At 70.6% G+C, this 18,094-nt stretch carries 11 protein-coding genes; 3 read left to right on the top strand and 8 right to left on the bottom strand.

All coding sequences use genetic code 11. The features are described from left to right. Positions 1–121 precede the first annotated feature (121 nt). The 5 genes from ACZ7LK_RS27870 to ACZ7LK_RS27850 form a co-directional block, all read right to left on the bottom strand. Positions 122–1,015, bottom strand: coding sequence for an anti-sigma factor (locus tag ACZ7LK_RS27870; RefSeq protein ID WP_469464043.1), 894 nt, complete (start codon positions 1,013–1,015; stop codon positions 122–124). Continuing rightward, the gene (gene sigM / locus ACZ7LK_RS27865) at positions 1,012–1,716 is read right to left on the bottom strand and encodes an RNA polymerase sigma factor SigM (RefSeq protein WP_471143955.1); all 705 of its coding nucleotides are present in this window, start codon (positions 1,714–1,716) and stop codon (positions 1,012–1,014) included. Before sigM ends, ACZ7LK_RS27870 begins: the two co-directional genes overlap by 4 nt. 53 nt (positions 1,717–1,769) lie before the next feature. Continuing rightward, on the bottom strand, positions 1,770–3,491 hold the full coding sequence (locus tag ACZ7LK_RS27860; RefSeq protein ID WP_469464041.1) for a protein kinase family protein: 1,722 nt from the start codon (positions 3,489–3,491) through the stop codon (positions 1,770–1,772). Between the two features lie 117 nt (positions 3,492–3,608). Continuing rightward, on the bottom strand, positions 3,609–5,798 hold the full coding sequence (gene murJ, locus ACZ7LK_RS27855) for a murein biosynthesis integral membrane protein MurJ (RefSeq protein WP_469464040.1): 2,190 nt from the start codon (positions 5,796–5,798) through the stop codon (positions 3,609–3,611). Between the two features lie 46 nt (positions 5,799–5,844). Continuing rightward, the gene (locus ACZ7LK_RS27850) at positions 5,845–8,247 is read right to left on the bottom strand and encodes a DUF6049 family protein (protein WP_471143954.1); all 2,403 of its coding nucleotides are present in this window, start codon (positions 8,245–8,247) and stop codon (positions 5,845–5,847) included. A 207-nt stretch (positions 8,248–8,454) separates the two neighbouring features. On the opposite strand from ACZ7LK_RS27850, the gene ACZ7LK_RS27845 reads away from it, so the two are divergent. Further along, positions 8,455–9,921, top strand: a complete 1,467-nt coding sequence (locus ACZ7LK_RS27845; protein ID WP_471143952.1) for a CCA tRNA nucleotidyltransferase — start codon at positions 8,455–8,457, stop codon at positions 9,919–9,921. A gap of 99 nt (positions 9,922–10,020) precedes the next feature. On the opposite strand, the gene ACZ7LK_RS27840 is transcribed toward ACZ7LK_RS27845, so the two are convergent. The 3 genes from ACZ7LK_RS27840 to ACZ7LK_RS27830 form a co-directional block, all read right to left on the bottom strand. Next, positions 10,021–11,289, bottom strand: coding sequence for an MFS transporter (locus ACZ7LK_RS27840; protein WP_471143951.1), 1,269 nt, complete (start codon positions 11,287–11,289; stop codon positions 10,021–10,023). A gap of 77 nt (positions 11,290–11,366) precedes the next feature. Next, positions 11,367–12,449, bottom strand: coding sequence for an inositol-3-phosphate synthase (locus ACZ7LK_RS27835; protein WP_392276728.1), 1,083 nt, complete (start codon positions 12,447–12,449; stop codon positions 11,367–11,369). A 49-nt stretch (positions 12,450–12,498) separates the two neighbouring features. Further along, a complete protein-coding gene (locus tag ACZ7LK_RS27830; protein ID WP_392276729.1) occupies positions 12,499–13,215 on the bottom strand; it encodes a PadR family transcriptional regulator in 717 nt (238 codons plus the stop codon). 373 nt (positions 13,216–13,588) lie between these two features. Here ACZ7LK_RS27830 and ACZ7LK_RS27825 point away from each other — a divergent pair, with 373 nt between their 5' ends. Both ACZ7LK_RS27825 and ACZ7LK_RS27820 read left to right on the top strand, forming a co-directional pair. After that, complete coding sequence (locus tag ACZ7LK_RS27825) at positions 13,589–16,318, top strand: transglycosylase domain-containing protein (protein ID WP_392276730.1); 2,730 nt, start codon at positions 13,589–13,591, stop codon at positions 16,316–16,318. Between the two features lie 176 nt (positions 16,319–16,494). Continuing rightward, positions 16,495–17,982, top strand: a complete 1,488-nt coding sequence (locus tag ACZ7LK_RS27820; RefSeq protein WP_469464036.1) for a glycosyltransferase family 87 protein — start codon at positions 16,495–16,497, stop codon at positions 17,980–17,982. Positions 17,983–18,094: the final 112 nt, after the last annotated feature.

The raw sequence follows: 18,094 nt of genomic DNA, 5'->3' as shown, positions 1-18,094 counted from the left end.
GTTTCTTCCTCGTCTCTGCAGACTGCCTACTGCCTACGTGGGCCGGGTCAAGGACTCTCACCCCACCCAACGGATCCTACGGGGCCTGCATTCCCGCGGTGTCCGAGCGGCACGGCATGGGTCACGGACGAGGGTAGGCGTGGGTCAGCAGCAGGTCCGCCTTGGCACCGCTCGGTGTGGCGGCGCAGGAGGCGTCGACGACGTACGCCTGGACCTTGGAGGGATCCGTGCTGTGTGGCAGGACCACCAGATACGCCTGCTTGCCCTCATACGTGCCCGGCTGGGCGGCGAGCGGCTGGTCGCTGCGGCCGGTGCCCGCCTGGACACAGGACGGCACCGCCACGGCGTCGTCCGCCGCCATCGTGGACGGGCTGTCCACCGAAGGGGGCTGCCGCTTGTCGGAGCGGGGCTGCTTGGTGTGCTCCTCGGCCGCCAGCAGCGCTTCCACCCGGTCCTCCACGGCCGTACCCGAGAAGGTGCCCTCCTGAGGGGCGCTGACCGCGCTGTCGGTCGTCTTCGACCCGGCGGGGTCGTCCTCCGACTGGACGGCCTGGAAGAGCAGGACGCTCACCCCCATCGCGGCGACGCCGAAGACCGCGCTGAGCACGGCGGTGCGGCGCCGGCGTCGCACCGGGCGGGCGCGACCGGGTCCGGTGGCGGCGCTGGGGCGGCCGGCCGGACGGTCGGCACGGACCGGTTCGGAGGTGAGGGGGGCGGGCGCTGTTTCACGTGAAACATCCCCGGTCGCGTCCGAGGGCGCCGTGGCGTTCAGCAGGGCTTCGGCGGCCAGGGCGGCGTCGATGCGTCCGGCGATGTCGGCCGGCATCCGGGAGGGTCCCGGGAGGGTGCCCAGCAGCCCGCGGATCTCCTCGAGGGAGGAGAGAACGTCCGCGCACAGCTCGCAGTCGTCCAGATGCGCCCGTACGTCCGCCGTACGGGACGGAGGGAGGAGCCCCTCGGTGAGGTCGGAGATCTCCGCGACGTCCGGGTGCTGAGTCGTGTCGGTCGTGGTCACGCGCGCCCACCTCCGCCCTTCACAGCAGCAGGATCACTTGGTCCTGCATCCCTTGGTCCCGACGCCGGTGGGACGGATGTCCCTGGCGTCCGGTTCCTTCCCCGGTCCAGGCCATCGTTATCCACGGAGTCACCGCGCAGATGAGTGAGGAGCGGAAGGAGCCGGGCCCTCCCCCGCGCACAGCGGCTTTTGATGGTGCCCGCCGGGACTTCCAGAACACGTGCCGCCTCGGCGACCGGATAGCCCTGCATGTCCACGAGCACCAGAGCGGCGCGCTGGTCCGGGGGAAGCTTCGCCAGGGCGGCCAGGAGCTCGCGGTGGAGGTCCTGCCGCTCGGCCGGGGCCTCCGCCGACTCATGGGGCTCCAGGAGCTGCTCCAGCCGCTCGGTGTCGTCCACGGGCGACGTCCGGCGGGACGCGGCCTTGCGCGCCCGGTCGAGGCAGGCGTTCACCGTGATGCGGTGCAGCCAGGTCGTCACGGCGGACTGGCCGCGGAAGGTGTGGGCGGCCCGGAAGGCGGACACCAGGGCGTCCTGCACGGCGTCGGCCGCTTCCTCGCGGTCCCCCAGCGTCCGCACGGCGACGGCCCAGAGCCGGTCCCGGTGCCGGCGTACGAGCTCACCGAAGGCGTCCGGGTCCCCGGCGACATGCCGCGCCAGGAGCTCCTGGTCGCCGGGCTCGCCCGATGCCCCGCTCGTCATGCCGCCACCTCCTCTTCCCCGCTCCTCGGCGGCACCGCGCCGGGTGGCAGCCGTCAGCCGAGCACCTTGATCTCGGAGATTCCACCACGGAACGCGCCCGGGCTTCCGTCCTGCGGGAGCTCGGTGATGCGGATCAGCACATAGCGTGTACGGACCGGCTTCTTCAGGCTGCTCGTCAGCGTGTCGCCCACCTTGGTGAGCTCGGACAGGGAGTGCGGGAAGTCGTCGAGCCCAGTGGGGTCGGTCGCGCCCTCGTCCGCCGCCAGCGCCTGTGCGGTCTGCCCCGAGCGGTACATGGTCACATCGATGCCGCGGACGGTCTGCACGCTGCCGAGGTCGACGATGATCCCGCTGCCGCGCTTGCGGAGGTTGCCGAAGTTGGCGTAACCGAGGTACTGGGGCGTGACCCACGCGGTGTCGGTGGCGTCGTCGACCGCGTTCGGTACCTCGCTGAGCTGTATCCCGTCCCCGTGCGGCATGTACTCGCGGGCGCCGGCGATCCGCAGCGGCTGCGGGGGCTTCGGCGGCTTCTTGACGCTCTGGCCGCCCGGAGTGGTCTGGGTCTCCGTCTCGCCGGTCTTGTCGTTGCTGTTCTGGTCGAGCAGTTTGTCGGCGATCTGCCAGCTACCCAGGCCCAGGGCCGCGATCAGGAGCGCCGAGACGGCCCACTTGAGGGCCTTGCCCGTGCGGCTCTGCAACGGGGGCGGCGGGACCGGCACGGCCATGGTGGCGGCCGACGCGGGGCGCTGCTGGGGACGGCCGTAGTTGCCCTGCTGGTACGTGGTGCGCTGGTACTCCAGCGGGGTGGGGAAGTCGGGCTCCGGCGGGCGGATGCGCGGCATGGCCGCGACCGCCTTGGCGAGCTCGTCCGGGGTGGTGCAGGGCGGCTCCTGGCGGGAGGCCGTCGCGCCGTCGTTGACCAGGGCGCGCATGGCGAGCTCGGAGAGCCCGCGGTGCACGCCCGCCCGGACCTGGTCCGGCGGGATCAGCCCGACGCCCTTGGGGAGGCCGGAAAGGCCGTAGGCGTCGTTCTCGTACGGCCAGCGCTTGGTCAGCGCGGCGTACAGCAGGGCGCCGATCGCCTCGGTGTCGGTGCGCTGCGGGCGGTCGGCGCTGATGCCGCGCAAGGCGGCGTTCACGGCGAGTCCCCGGATCCGGTACTGGCCGGTGGAGCTGCGCAGCACGGCGCTCGGGGTGAGCCGCAGATGGGCGAGGCCCTCGCGGTGGGCGGCGGCCATGGCCTGGGAGACCTGGCTGACGAGTTGATAGGCGTCGTGCGCCTCGAGCGGCCCGGCCGCGAGGAGCGCGGTGAGCTCGGTGGCGTCCGGCAGCCATTCGTGGACGACGTAGACGACGTCGTTCTCCTCGACCGCGTCCAGGACCTGGACGAACCGGGGGTCGCCGAGGAGTGCCGAGGAGCGTGCGGCGGCGAGCACCGAGCGGGCCCTCGGGTGGTCGGCGGGGAGGATGTGGACCCCGACGGCCCGGCGCAGTTTCTCGTCGACGGCCCGCCAGCTGCTGAATCCGTCCAGTCGGGTGACGCACTCCTCGAGCCGGTAGCGTCTGGCGAGTTTGTGCCCGCTGTGGAGCTCGGGCGCCGTGATGGCCGGCTGCTCGCCGTCCCGACGTTCGCCGTCGCCGTCCTGGGCGGACCTGTCCGCCGCGTCCTGCTCTTCCGCCACCCCGTCGCTCGCGGCCGTGTCCGCCTTGGCGGTCAGCGGGTCGTCTCCGCTGTTGTCGGCCACGTCGACGGCAGCCGTGCTACGTTCCGCCACCGTCGTTCCTGCCTCCCCATCCGTTGCGCCACATCCAACAGCCATGCCAATTGTGCCCACAGTCCGGCGCTATGCACGACACGCGGTCGCCGACGATGGTTGTGCGGGCGCCCGTGCTTATCGTCCGAGACGGCCGCGAACCATGCCGACCATGGCGTTGAGCTCCGCGATCCTCATCTTGCGTGCGCCCAGGTAGAAGACGCCCATCAGTACGATCCCACCGCCGACGAGCGCCGCGAGCGAGCCCAGGGCGCCGTCCCCGAGGACTTCGAGGATGCCGAAGCCCGCGGCACCGCCGAGGACCGCGGCGGGCACGGAGGCCATGCACAGCCGGGCGTAGGTGCGGACGACGTGCGCGCCGTCCAGGTCGCCGCCCAGCCGGTTGCGCAGCCGGCGCCAGGCCACGCCGACGCCGACGGCGTACGCGAGGCCGTAGGAGGCCGCCATGCCGACGACGGCCCACTGCGGGGGCAGCAGCGCGTAGCAGGTGGCCGAGGCGGCCGCGTTCACGGCGGCCACGATCACGGTGTTGTAGAAGGGCGTTCGGGTGTCCTCGTAGGCGTAGAAGCCGCGCAGGACGACGTACTGCACCGAGTAGGGGATCAGGCCCAGGCCGAAGGCCATCAGGATGAAGCCCATGCTGCGGGCGGCCTCGGTGCCGCTGGAGGCGTACAGCAGGGTGCACATCGGGACGCCGAGGGCCAGGAAGGTGAAGGCGACGGGGACGATGGCGACCGCCGAGTTGCGGAGGCCCTGCGAGATGTCGTCGCGGACGGCGCCCGGGTCGTTGTCATGGGCGGCGCGTGAGATGCGCGGCAGCAACGCGGCCATCACCGAGACGGTGATGATGGCCTGGGGCATGCCCCAGATGAGCTGGGCGTTGGAGTACGCGAGGAAGCCCGCGCCGTCCTGCCCCGAGGCCTTGCCGGCCGCCGTGGCGAGCTGGGTCACGACGACGACACCGGCCTGGTTGGCGAGGACGAACAGGACGGTCCACTTGGCGAGTTTGACCGTCTTGCCGAGCCCGTGGCCCTTCCAGTCGAAGCGCGGGCGGAAGCGGAAACCGGCCTCGCGGAGGTACGGGATCATCGCCAGGGACTGGACCACCAGGCCGAGCAGCGTACCGATGCCCAGGAGCCGGATGCCCTCGTCCGGAATGGTCGTGACGCCCATCCGGGACTCGGCGGAGGAGCCGTAGACCCAGATGAACATGGCGAAGGTGAAGATGACGACGATGTTGTTGAGGACCGGGGTCCACATCATCGCGCCGAACCGGCCCCGCGCGTTGAGGATCTGACCCATCACCACGTGCACGCCCATGAAGAAGATGGTGGGCAGGCAGAAGCGGGCGAAGGTGACGGCCACGCTGTTCGCGGCCGCGTCACCGGCGATGGTGTCGGACATCGCCCGGATCAGCAGTGGTGCGCCGAACACGGCGAGTGTGACGATCACGCCGAGCGCGACCATGACGAGCGTCAGGAGCCGGTTGGCGTAGGCCTCGCCGCCGTCCTCGTCGTCCTTCATGGAACGGACGAGCTGGGGGACGAAGACCGAGTTGAGGCCGCCGCCGACGGTGAGGATGTAGATCATCGTCGGCAGCGTGGCCGCGACGGTGTAGGTGTCACCGAGCAGGGCGGCGCCCAGCGCGCCGGTGATGACCAGGCTGCGGACGAAACCGGTGAGTCGGGAGACGAGGGTGCCGGCCGCCATCACCGCGCTGGACTTCAGCAGGCCCGAGGCTCGGCCGCCGGACTTCTTCGGGGCGGGCGCGGGCGCGGGGGCCGGTTCGGGCTCCTGCGGGGCGGGCGACGGTCCCTGTCCCTGCTGGTCCCGGTAGAGGTGCGCGAACGCGTCCGGCTCGGGCTCGTCCTCGCTCGCGTGCGTGACGAGGTCGTCGACGCCGGTGAACTGAACGGTCCTGGCGTCGTCGCCGTAAGGAAGGTGACGGGACGGTCCCGCGGGCTCGGGCGGCGGGGTCTGTGCCCATACCCGGGGGTCCGGGGCGTACGGGGAGGCGGCGGGCTGCTGGTAGAGCGGCTGCGGCTCCTCGTAGGTGCCAGGCGGCGGGGGCGGGTGGGCGGCTCTGTCGTAGAGCGCCTCACCGACCGGGTCCTGGGCGGCGAGGTCCTGGCCGCCGTACGGATCCTGCTCGTAGGCGTGCTGGACGTACGGATCCGGGGTGTACGGATCCGGGACGGGCGGCGAAGCCGGGGACGGGACCTGGCCCGCCGCATGGGGCATCTCGCCGGAAGGCGCGCTGCCGCCGCCCGCGTTTTGACCGCGGTCACCGTCGTACGGCGCGTTCATGGTTTACCCCACCTCATCGTCCCCGGCCGACCGGCCACGACATCGCTCAACGGTCCACTTTCTCACCCTGGCCCGACGGGTCGGTGCTTTGCGCTCCGGTGTCCGGCGTCGGGTCACTCGGCTGCTCGGGATCGTCGCTCGGCGCGGCCGTCGTACCGGCCTCCGGATCCGTCCCCGTGCCGCTCGCGGCCTCCGTCCCGGCGGCGGCCTCCGTCCCGGCGGCGTCCGCCGGTTCCCTGGCCTCCGCCGACTCCGTGGCCTCCGCCGTGTCGGCCTCGCGGGCCGCGGCGCGCTTGCGGTGGGTGTACATCCGGATGCCGGCGAGGGCGAGCAGCAGGAAGCCGCCGGCGATGACCAGCATCACCGTGGGCGTGATCTCGGAGACCTTGACGGTGAAGTGCATCGGCTTGCCGTACGGCCTGCCGTCCTCCGTGTAGAGCTGGGCCGTCATGGGGACCGGACCGTTGGCGTTGGCGGAGGCGGTGAACTTCACCGACTGGCTGTGGCCGCCGTCGATCCTGACCGGCAGCTCGGAGACGGCGTCGCCCCCGTTGAGCTTCAGGCGGGTGGGCTTGGTCGACGTCAGCCGGAGCACCAGGTGGTCGACGCCCTGGAGCAGCTGGTTCTGGACCGTGACCGGGATGGTCGCGCTGCGTCCCGACAGGGTCAGGTCGGACTTGTCGATCAGCTGCACTTCGGTGGTGAGGTCCTCGAGGTGCTCCTGCACGCTCCGCCGGTACGCGGTGGCCTCCTCGGCGCGGCCGCGCCAGGACGTGGACATCTCCCGGTTGATCGCGTTCCCGAAGGGCGTCACGACCCGGTAGGCGGCGGTCAGGATGACCTTGAAGTTGTCCAGGGTGTCCTGGGTCGTCTTCATGTCCAGGAAGGCCTGTACGGGCAGCTCCTGCTTGCGGAGCTGGGCGGGGTACTTCCGGGCGCCCGGGACCTTCGTCGTGGCGCGGTCGTCGGGCTTGGCCGCGGCGGCCGCGATCAGGTCGCTGGGCTGCGTCCAGCGCTGGGCGGACAGGGCGCGCAGCGCGGTGGCCATGGACTCGGCCTGCGCGGTGGTGGGCATCCGCTGGGGGGCGATCACGATGCTGCGGAGCTTGCCCGGCTGCTGCTGGGTGACGGCCAGCGTGTGGGCGAGGAACTGCTGGACGGCCTGCGTCGAGTCGCCCGCCCGGGTCATGTCGCCCTGGAAGGCGGTGGACAGGGAGGCGTCGGCGACCACGGCGGTGGTTCCGCCGCCGATGGGCCGGGCGGCGTTGGGCGTGTAGGGCAGCTCGTCGCGCATGCTGTCGTTGCGGGCGATCAGTTTGTCGGCGCCCGCCGAGGTGGCGATGTCGACGATCGACGGGTCCAGGGCCCCGTCGACCGGCCAGGCGAAGTCGACCGACGGCTTCACATGGAGGATCGTCTCGACCGTGGTCTCGGCGACCTCGGTGGCCGGCTGGAGGTGGCTGAGGGAGCCGGAGACGTCCTTGCCGCGGTGGGCGAGGGACGCCAGATCGGGGTCGCCGTACGGCAGCGCGATCACCTTGTCGTCCTGCACCGCCTTGTCGAGGCTGTTCAGCCACTGCTTGGCCACGGCCTGGTACCGGCCGGGGACGCGTTCCGTGCCGTCCTTCACCTGGTAGTTCCGGGTCATCGCGTCGACGGTGGCGAGCAGGTCCGGGTCGACGACCCAGGTGACGGGGAGCTCGGCGCCCAGGGACACGAGCCGCTCCAGGCGCCCGCCCGGGCCGAGCTCGGCGGCCAGGTCGTCGTTCTCGAAGACCGGCGTCTGCTGGTCGTCCGATCCGGTCTCCGCGGACAGGTGCGTCGAGGAGATCACCGGCCACAGGTAGGTGACCTGGGTCTTCTTGTCGGTGGCCTCGGGCTGCCAGGGCAGGAAGGTCCGCTCGATGCCCAGCACCTGGCTGTACGACGTGCTCGCCGTCCGGCCCGAGAGCGAGACACCGAGCTGGTAGACACCGTCGTCGTCGAGGTTCAGCTTGTCGACCGGCACGGCGATCGTGAAGTCCTTGCTCAGGCCGGCCGCGAGCTGGGGGATCTTGATGCTGTACGGGCCGCCGAGCGCCGCGCCGTCATTGCTCGGGGTGAAGCCGGTGCGCTTGGCCACGGCGTCGATCTCGCCCCGGCTGTCCATGCGCGACCCGACCCGCAGGTCGACCTGCGCGCCGCTGACCGTTTCCTTGCCCTTGTTGGTCACCGTGCCGCTGATCGTGAGGGTGTCCCCCTCCACCGGGGTGGTCGGCATGAATGTGTCGAGGGACACGTCGACCGTGCGGGACGGGGAGGCCTTCTCGGCGGCGGACGCGGGAGGCGCGGCGGGGACGTACAGCAGGCCGGCCAGGAGCGGCGCACCCACCATGGCGGAGGCCGCACGACGCAGCCATCGCCGGGCAGGAGAGCGACTCGTGCTCTGGAAGTCTGCCGCCTCGGCCACGCGCTCGCCCGTCCTCGTCGTCTGTTGCCGTTGGTGGTTCACCGGTTCCTGCGTCCACGCATGGTAACGAGGAGCGCTGGGGCTAAGTGCCGCGGACTGCTCCACATGATCGGGCCGGCCCGGGTCGGGGAGATCACGCACGCGGGGCGGGAGGGGTGGGGAAAAGCGGGGGGCTGCCCAGGGCCGGGGCACGTACCCTTTTCTGTTGTGCCGAACGCCAACGAAGACAACCCGACCGCACTGAGCCAGGTGCAACGCCGCGCGGTCAGTGAACTACTCCGTGTGTCCCCCGCCGCCGATGAGCTCGCCCGCCGCTTCCAGGAAGCCGGATTCCGTCTCGCTCTGGTCGGTGGCTCGGTACGCGACGCACTGCTCGGCCGGCTCGGCAACGACCTGGACTTCACCACCGACGCGCGCCCCGAGGACGTTCTGAAGATCGTCCGGCCCTGGGCCGACGCGGTGTGGGACGTCGGGATCGCCTTCGGCACGGTGGGCGCGCAGAAGACCGCCCGCGTCGGGGACGCCGACCAGCTCTTCCAGATCGAGGTCACGACGTACCGCTCCGAGGCGTACGACAGGACCTCGCGCAAGCCGGAGGTCTCCTACGGCGACTCCATCGAGGAGGACCTGGTCCGCCGCGACTTCACCGTCAACGCGATGGCCGTGGCCCTGCCGGAGAAGGAGTTCATCGACCCCCACGGCGGCCTGGAGGACCTGGCGCAGCGCGTCCTCCGGACCCCCGGGACGCCCGAGGAGTCCTTCTCCGACGACCCGCTGCGCATGATGCGCGCCGCGCGGTTCGCCGCGCAGCTCGACTTCGAGGTGGCTCCCGACGTCGTGGACGCCATGAAGCGGATGGCCGAGCGGATCGAGATCGTCTCCGCCGAGCGGGTGCGGGACGAGCTCAACAAGCTGCTCCTCTCCGCGCACCCCCGCAAGGGCCTGGGACTGCTGGTCGACAGCGGTCTCGCCCAGCGGGTGCTGCCGGAGCTGCCCGCACTGCGGCTGGAGAGCGACGAGCACCACCGGCACAAGGACGTCTACGACCACTCGCTGATCGTGCTGGAACAGGCCATCGACCTCGAAGAGGACGGTCCGGACCTGGTGCTGCGGCTGGCAGCGCTGCTGCATGACATCGGGAAGCCGCGCACGCGACGCTTCGAGTCGGACGGCCGGGTCTCCTTCCACCACCACGAGGTGGTCGGCGCGAAGATGACCAAGAAGCGCATGACGGCGCTGAAGTACTCCAACGACATGATCAAGGACGTGTCGCGCCTGGTGGAGCTGCACCTGCGCTTCCATGGCTACGGCACCGGCGAGTGGACCGACTCCGCCGTGCGCCGCTATGTACGCGACGCCGGCCCGCTGCTGAGCCGCCTGCACAAGCTGACCCGCTCCGACTGCACCACCCGCAACAAGCGCAAGGCGGCCGCACTCTCCCGCGCGTACGACGGGCTGGAAGAGCGCATCGCCACGCTCCACGAGCAGGAGGAGCTGGACGCCATCCGCCCCGACCTGGACGGCAATCAGATCCAGGAGATCCTCGGGATCCGGCCCGGCCCGGCCGTCGGCAAGGCGTACAAGTTCCTGCTGGAGCTGCGTCTGGAGAACGGCCCGATGGAGCACGACGCCGCCGTCGCCGCGCTCAAGGAGTGGTGGGCTACCCAAGGCTGAGCGGCATCCCGGGGCGGTCATGTTTCACGTGAAACATGACCCGCCCCTCGTGCGCGGACGATCGAGGGGCGATGTTTCACGTGAAACATCGCCCCCGCTCTACAGTGCCGCGTCGGCACGTCTCCAGCGAGCCAGAGCGACGGCCACGGCTGCGTACAGCACGGCGACCATGACGACCAGGAGGACGGACCGGCCGTCGGACGGCAGTAGCAGCGCGGAGACAGCGGCCGCCGCGACGAAGGCGGCGTTGTAGAACACGTCGTACAGCGCGAAGACCCGCCCCCGGTACGCGTCGTCCACCGCCAGCTGGACCACCGTGTCCGTGGCGATCTTGGCCCCCTGGGTCACCAGGCCGAGCACGAAGGCGGCCACCAGTATCGGCGCGGGAGTGAAGAGCAGCCCCAGCGCGGGTGCCAGCACCGCGGCGGACGCCGCGCACAGCACCATCCAGCCGCCCTGCCCCAGCCGCCCCACCGCCCAGGGCGACACCACCGCGGCGGTGAAGAAACCCGCCCCCGAGACGCCAACGGCCAGCCCGAGCAGGGCGAGCCCCTCCGACTGCGTGGACGTCCAGGCGTACCGGCAGAGCATCAGCACCATCACGGTCAGGGCGCCGTAGCAGAACCGCATCACCGTCATCGCGGCGAGCGCCCGGCCCGCGGCCCGGCGCCGGGCCAGGTGCCGCACCCCGCTCGCCAGCCCCCGGGCCGTCGAGGCCAGCGCCGCGCCCAGCCGGGGCGGTGCGGCGTCCCGGTCGGGCCCGAGCAGTCCGCGTCCCATCCGCAGCGAGGCGAGCGCCGAGCACAGATAGAGCGCGGCGCCCAGCAACACCACCACGGCGTCGGAATCGGCGCCCAGCAGCCGTACGGCGAGCGCCAGCCCGCCGCCCGCCGTGGCGGCGAGGGTGCCGGCGGTGGGCGACAGGGAGTTGGCCATCACCAGGCGGTCGTCGTCCACGACCCTCGGCAGAGCGGCCGAGAGCCCGGCCAGGACGAACCGGTTGACGGCGGTGACGGAGAGCGCCGAGGCGTAGAAGAGCCAGTCGGGCACGGAGGCGAGGATCAGGCACGCCGTACCGGCGGCGAGCAGGGCGCGCAGCAGGTTCCCGTACAGGAAGACCTGGCGGCGCTGCCAGCGGTCCAGGAGGACACCGGCGAACGGGCCGACGAACGAGTACGGCAGCAGCAGGACCGCCATGGCGGAGGCGATCGCGGCGGGCGAGGTCTGCTTCTCGGGGGAGAAGACGACGTACGTGGCGAGCGCGACCTGGTAGACCCCGTCGGCGCACTGGGAGAGCAGTCGTACGGCCAGCAGGCGGCGGAAGTCCGTCAGACGCACGAGTACGCGCAGATCACGTACGACAGGCATGGCAGCAAGGGTCACATACGGCGAAGGTCCCCGGGCAGATGCCACGGGGACCTTCCGAAGGCCGCGGGGGACGAGCTTTAGCGCTCGACCTCGCCCCGGATGAACTTCTCGACGTTCGCGTAGGCCTCGTCGTCGAAGTACTGGACCGGCGGGGACTTCATGAAGTACGAGGACGCGGAGAGGATCGGGCCACCGATGCCCCGGTCCTTGGCGATCTTCGCGGCGCGCAGCGCGTCGATGATGACACCGGCGGAGTTGGGGGAGTCCCACACCTCGAGCTTGTACTCCAGGTTCAGCGGGACGTCACCGAAGGCGCGGCCCTCGAGGCGGACGTACGCCCACTTGCGGTCGTCCAGCCAGGCCACGTAGTCCGACGGGCCGATGTGGACGTTCTTGTCGCCGAGGTCCCGGTCGGGGATCTGCGAGGTGACGGCCTGCGTCTTGGAGATCTTCTTCGACTCGAGGCGGTCGCGCTCGAGCATGTTCTTGAAGTCCATGTTGCCGCCGACGTTCAGCTGCATGGTGCGCTCGAGGCGGACACCGCGGTCCTCGAAGAGCTTCGCCATGACGCGGTGCGTGATGGTGGCACCGACCTGCGACTTGATGTCGTCACCGACGATCGGGACGCCGGCCTCGGTGAACTTGTCCGCCCACTCCTTGGTACCGGCGATGAAGACCGGGAGGGCGTTGACGAAGGCGACCTTGGCGTCGATGGCGCACTGGGCGTAGAACTTCGCCGCGTCCTCGGAGCCGACCGGCAGGTAGCAGACCAGGACGTCGACCTGCTTGTCCTTGAGGACCTGGACCACGTCGACCGGGGCCTCGGAGGACTCCTCGATGGTCTGGCGGTAGTACTTGCCCAGGCCGTCCAGGGTGTGGCCGCGCTGGACGGTCACGCCGGTCGACGGCACGTCGCAGATCTTGATGGTGTTGTTCTCGCTGGCGCCGATGGCGTCCGCGAGGTCAAGACCGACCTTCTTCGCGTCCACGTCGAAGGCGGCCACGAATTCGACGTCCCCGACGTGGTAGTCGCCGAACTGGACGTGCATCAGTCCCGGCACCTTGCCCGCCGGGTCGGCGTCCTTGTAGTACTCGACGCCCTGCACCAGCGAGGCGGCGCAGTTGCCCACGCCGACGATGGCTACGCGAACCGAACCCATTCCGGTTGCTCCCTGTGTTGATCTTCGAAGCCCTGCGGGTCGCAGGGCCTCACTTGGCGGTGTCGTCGGACGGATCCGGCCGGGTACTGCCCCCGTGCCGGGGCAGGCCGCCCGTCTCTCCAGATGTGTCGTCCTGCTGAGCGGCGGTGGAGCCCTCGGCGGCCTGGCCGGCCTCCGGGGCCTCGGAGCCGGACCGTCGCTGGTCCCGCCCCGCCCGCTCGCTCTCGATCAGCTCGTTCAGCCAGCGCACTTCGCGCTCCACGGACTCCATGCCGTGCCGCTGGAGCTCGAGCGTGTAGTCGTCCAGCCGCTCGCGCGTACGGGCCAGCGAGGCGCGCATCTTCTCCAGACGCTCCTCCAGGCGGCTGCGCCGGCCTTCCAGCACCCGCATCCGCACCTCGCGCTCCGTCTGGCCGAAGAAGGCGAAACGGGCGGCGAAGTGCTCGTCCTCCCAGGAATCCGGACCGGTGTGGGAGAGGAGCTCCTCGAAGTGCTCCTTACCTTCCGCCGTCAGCCGGTAGACGATCTTGGCGCGGCGTCCGGCGAGCGAGGCGGCCAGGGCGTCCTCGGGAGCGCTGCCCGGTTCCTCGATCAACCAGCCGTTTGCGACCAGCGTCTTGAGGCAGGGGTAGAGGGTGCCGTAACTGAAGGCCCGGAAGATCCCCAGCGAGGTGTTGAGCCGCTTGCGCAGCTCGTACCCGTGCATCGGGGCCTCGCGGAGCAGGCCGAGGACGGCGAACTCGAGGATGCCGGAGCGCCTGCTCATTCGTCGCCTCCTTCGCCCGTACCGGCGCCCGCGCCGTGACCTATGCCGTGCTGATGTATCGACTCGATACATCCTGACGATAGAACGGCCCGGCAGCCCCGACAAGGGCGGCTAGGGTGAGCGGCGTCACATAGTCAATTCGGAGTAAACGACTTGCCTGATTTGGGATGAACTTCGGTCCCCAGAGGTTTTTGACCGTGCGTAGTCTGTGCGGCATGCACACCAGTGGGAACCAAGCGACGCCCTTCGGCGTCCTCGGTCTGAGTGCATCGCGGATGAGCCCCAGCCAGGGCTGGTCCGTAACCATTTCGGGGGGACCGGAACTCAGCTGCCGCTTCCAGGCGTACTCGCCTGCCCGAGGAGTAGTCGTTCGATGAGCGAGCACCGTCGCAAACCGCCGCAGCCGCAGGGTGGCGGACGTGCCGCGGCCAGGCGAGCCGCCCAGCAGCCCTCAGGCCGCCGGGCGGCTCAGGCGCGAGGAACCAGTGCGGGATCTCCCGCCGAGCCGTACGGCGGCGGCGGCGAGGAGCGTGCCTACGGCAGCCGTGCCGAAGCCCGCCGTGCCGCCCAGCGCGGCGGACGCCGGCGCGGTGCCGAGGGTGCCGCCGGCGCCGCGGGGGGACGCGGCGCGGGTCGCACGCAGCCGGGAAAGAAGCGGCTGATCGACTACCCGCGCCACAACAAGTACGGATGGCGCCGCTGGGTGCCCTCCTGGAAGCTCGTCACGGGCGCCTTCCTGGGGTTCGCGGCGACGGTCCTGGGTGCCGCGACGGTGGTGTACTCCATGGTGGAGGTCCCGCAAGCGGTCAAGATCGCGACGGCCCAGAACAACGTCTACCTCTACGCCGACGGCTCGCAGATGGCCGCCACCGGTGGTGAGATCAACCGGCAGATCCTGGACTACGACCAGATCCCCATGGACATGCAGAACGCGGTGATCTCGGCCGAGAACAAGACGTTCTGGGAGGACAAGGGCGTCGACCCGAAGGGCATCGGCCGGGCCTTCTACAACATGGCCATGGGCGAGCAGACCCAGGGTGGTTCCACCATCACCCAGCAGTACGTGAAGAACGCGATGCTGGACGACCAGAGCCAGACCGTGAGCCGCAAGGCCAAGGAACTCTTCATCTCCCTCAAGGCCGGTATGGAGGGGGACAAGAGGGAGGTCATGGCGGGCTACCTGAACACCTCCTACTACGGGCGGGGCGCGTACGGCCTCCAGGCCGCGGCGCGTACGTACTACGAGAAGGACGCCGACAAGCTGACCGCCAGCGAGTGCGCCTTCCTCGCCGCGCTGCTGAAGGGCGCCACCTACTACGACCCGGCCGGTTCGGTGGACATCGACCCCCGGGCCACGCCCGAGGCCAATACGACGGCGGCCACCAAGCGGTGGAAGTGGATCCTCGACGAGATGGTCAAGGACGGCTACCTGGAAGCCGCCGAGCGGGCCACCTACAACAAGTTCCCGATGCCGAAGGCGCCGAAGAAGGAAGCACGGCTCAGCGGCCAGGTGGGCTACATGGTCGACCTGGCCAAGGCGTTCGTCATCAACAACAACGACGTGGGCATCACGGCCAAGAAGCTCGCCCAGGGCGGCTACGTGATCCGCACGACCTTCGAGAAGCCGAAGGTCGAGGCGCTCAGGAAGGCCGTCGAGAAGGTCGAGAAGGCCAACATCGACCCCAAGGCGCGCCCGGACACGGACAGCCATGTCCAGTTCGGCGGTGCCTCGGTCAACCCGAAGACCGGCGCGATCGTCGCCATCTACGGCGGCTCCGACGCGACCAAGCACTTCACCAACAACGCCGACCAGACCGGTGCCCAGGTCGGCTCGACGTTCAAGCCGTTCGTGCTGGCCGCGGCGATGGAGTACGGCGTGCGCGACCCCGGCGGCGAGCCCGTGCAGGGGGAGGACCAGCGCCGGACGGTCGACCCGGACAAGACGTACTACAACGGCGCGAACAAGCTCACGATCAAGAAGTACGACGGCAGCGTCTGGCACAACGAGGACGGCGAGGAGTGGCGCCAGCGCAACGACGGTGACCAGAGCTACGGGGACATCAACCTCCGCGAGGCGATGATCCACTCGGCCAACTCGCCGTTCGTGCAGCTCGGCATGGACGTCGGCATCGAAGAGGTCAGGGAGACGGCGATCGCGGCCGGCCTGCGCAAGGAGAGCCTGGTCGCGGCGAACGTGCCCTCCTTCTCGATCGGCATCTCCGACCCGAGCGCCATCCGCATGGCGGGTGCCTACGCCACCTTCGCGGCCAACGGCAAGCAGCGTGACCCGTTCTCCGTGACGGAGGTGAAGAAGCGCGGTGAGACGATCTTCAAGCACGAGGCCGTCACCGAGCAGGCCTTCTCCTCCGCCATCGCCAGCAACGTCACCGACGTCCTGAGGGACGTCGTCGAGGACCCCGAGGGCACCGGTAACAACGCGGCCATCCCCGGCCGCCAGGTGGCCGGCAAGACCGGTACCACCGACGGCAACAAGTCGGCCTGGTTCGTCGGCTACACGCCGCAGCTGGCCACCGCCATCGACATGTACCGGATGGACGACAACGCGGCGAACAAGAACCGCAAGTTCCTGGAGATGTACGGCACCGGCGGTCAGAAGAAGATCCACGGTTCGTCGTTCCCGTCCGAGATCTGGCAGAAGTACATGTCGACGGCGCTCAAGGGGCAGAAGTCGATCCCGTTCCCCGAGCCGGAGGAGCTGGAGGCCGACACCGTGTACGGCGGCGGCGCCAAGAGCCCCGAGCCCACGCCGTCCGACTCGCCTTCGCCGACCCCGTCCGAAACGCCGTCCAAGAGCGCCTCGCCGACGCCTTCCCCGTCGCAGAGCTCCAAGCCCGCGGAGCCGTCGTGCGGCCCGTTCGACTGGGACTGCAACGACGACAACGGCGGCCAGAACGGCGGCCAGGACGGCGGCGTGGACGGCGGCACCACCGATACCGGCGGGACCGACACGGGCGGTACGGACGACGGAGGCACCACCACAGGGGGCATCACGCCCAGCCCGTCGGAGCCCACCGGTGGCGGTGGCAACGGCAACGGGAACGGTGGCGCGAACGGGGGCTGGTTCGGCGGTACGGAGGGCTAGCGCCCGGCGTCCCCCCGCCGCCGCCGGAGAGCGGACCGAGGGCCGCCGCATCCGGTACGCACGTCACCGTGCGTACGCCGGGTGCGGCGGCCCTCGGCGTTGTCCGCGGAGCGTTGTTCCCGGAGCGTTGTCCACAGGCCGCACCGGTCCACAGCCGCGTGCGGCAGGATGTCCCCATGCCGAGCCCACACAAGACGACGAGCGCCCACCAGGACCGGCCCGTCGTGTCCCCGACCCGGCGGGACGAGGTCGCGGCCGCCGGGAGCGAGCTCATCGGGGGCCCCGTCGGCCGCTGGGCACGGCTCGGCGGCGGCACGCTCACCTCCGTCCGGGTGATCGCCCTCGTCGCGATCGGGATGTTCGCGCTGGGCATGGTGCAGAAGCTGCCCTGCTACAACTGGGCGTGGTTCCGCGGGACCAGCTCGCAGTACACCCATGCCTGCTACTCCGACATCCCGCACCTGTTCGTGGGACGCGGCTTCGCCGACGGGCTGGTCCCGTACTTCGACCGCCTCGGCGGTGACATGGAGTACCTCGAATACCCGGTGCTGACCGGCCTGTTCATGCAGGTGGCGTCCTGGCTGACGCTCCCCTTCGACGGTGACCTCCAGCACCGCGAGCAGATGTACTGGATGGTCAACGCGGGGATGCTGATGGTCTGCGTGGCCGTCCTCGCCGTCTGTGTCGCCCGTACGCACCGTGACCGCCCCTGGGACGGCCTGCTGGTCGCGCTGGCGCCCGCCTTCGCGCTCACCGCCACCATCAACTGGGACCTGCTCGCGGTGGCGCTGACCGCCGCCGCGATGCTGATGTGGTCGCGGGGGCGCGCGCTCGCCTTCGGGGTGCTGCTGGGGCTGGCCACCGCCGCGAAGTTCTATCCGTTCCTGCTGCTGTGGCCGCTGCTGTTGCTCTGCGGGCGGGCCGGGAAGTGGCGGGAGTTCGGGCTCGCCGTGGTGGGTACGGCCGGCTCATGGCTGGTGGTCAACCTGCCGGTGATGCTGCTGGCGCCCGAGGGCTGGCGGAAGTTCTACGCCTTCAGCAGCGAGCGGGGCATCGACTTCGGGTCCTTCTGGCTGGTCATCACCCAGCGCACGGGCCTGAGCATCGAGGCGGAGACCGTCAACACCTACGCCAGCGTGCTGATGGCGCTGGCCTGCGTCGGGGTCGCCGCGCTGGCGCTGACGGCTCCGCGCCGGCCGCGTTTCGCCCAGCTGGCGTTCCTGGTGGTGGCCGCGTTCATCGTCACCAACAAGGTCTACTCGCCGCAGTACGTCCTGTGGCTGATCCCGCTCGCCGCCCTGGCCCGCCCCCGCTGGCGGGACTTCCTGGTCTGGCAGGCCTGCGAGGTCATGTACTTCACGGGGATCTGGATGTACCTCGCGTACACGACGAGCGGCGACAAGCAGGGGCTGCCGACGGAGGGCTACCAGTTCGCCATCGTCCTGCACCTGGCCGGGACGCTGTTCCTGTGCGCCATGGTCGTACGGGACATCCTGCTGCCCGAGCGGGACGGGGTCCGGCGCGACGGGACGGACGACCCGTCCGGAGGGGTGCTGGACCGCGCGGAGGACGTCTTCGTGCTCGGCCGTGCCGCGCACCCGCCCCAGCACGCCGCGCACGCGGTCCAGGGACCGCGCGTGGAGTGGGGTGTCGTACGGGAATGAGGCGGGCCGCCCGGGCGGCCCCGGCGCCCCCGGGCGCCCACCGGGGCCGGGCGGGCCGCTGAAGGCCCGGCGGCGGGCTGAGGGCCCCTGGGGAGCCCCGGGGCCGCCCCGG

The organism is Streptomyces sp. NPDC039423, assembly GCF_055598725.1.
The sequence above is the reverse complement of the archived record's forward strand: the minus strand, read 5'-3'. Positions and strand labels throughout refer to the sequence as shown.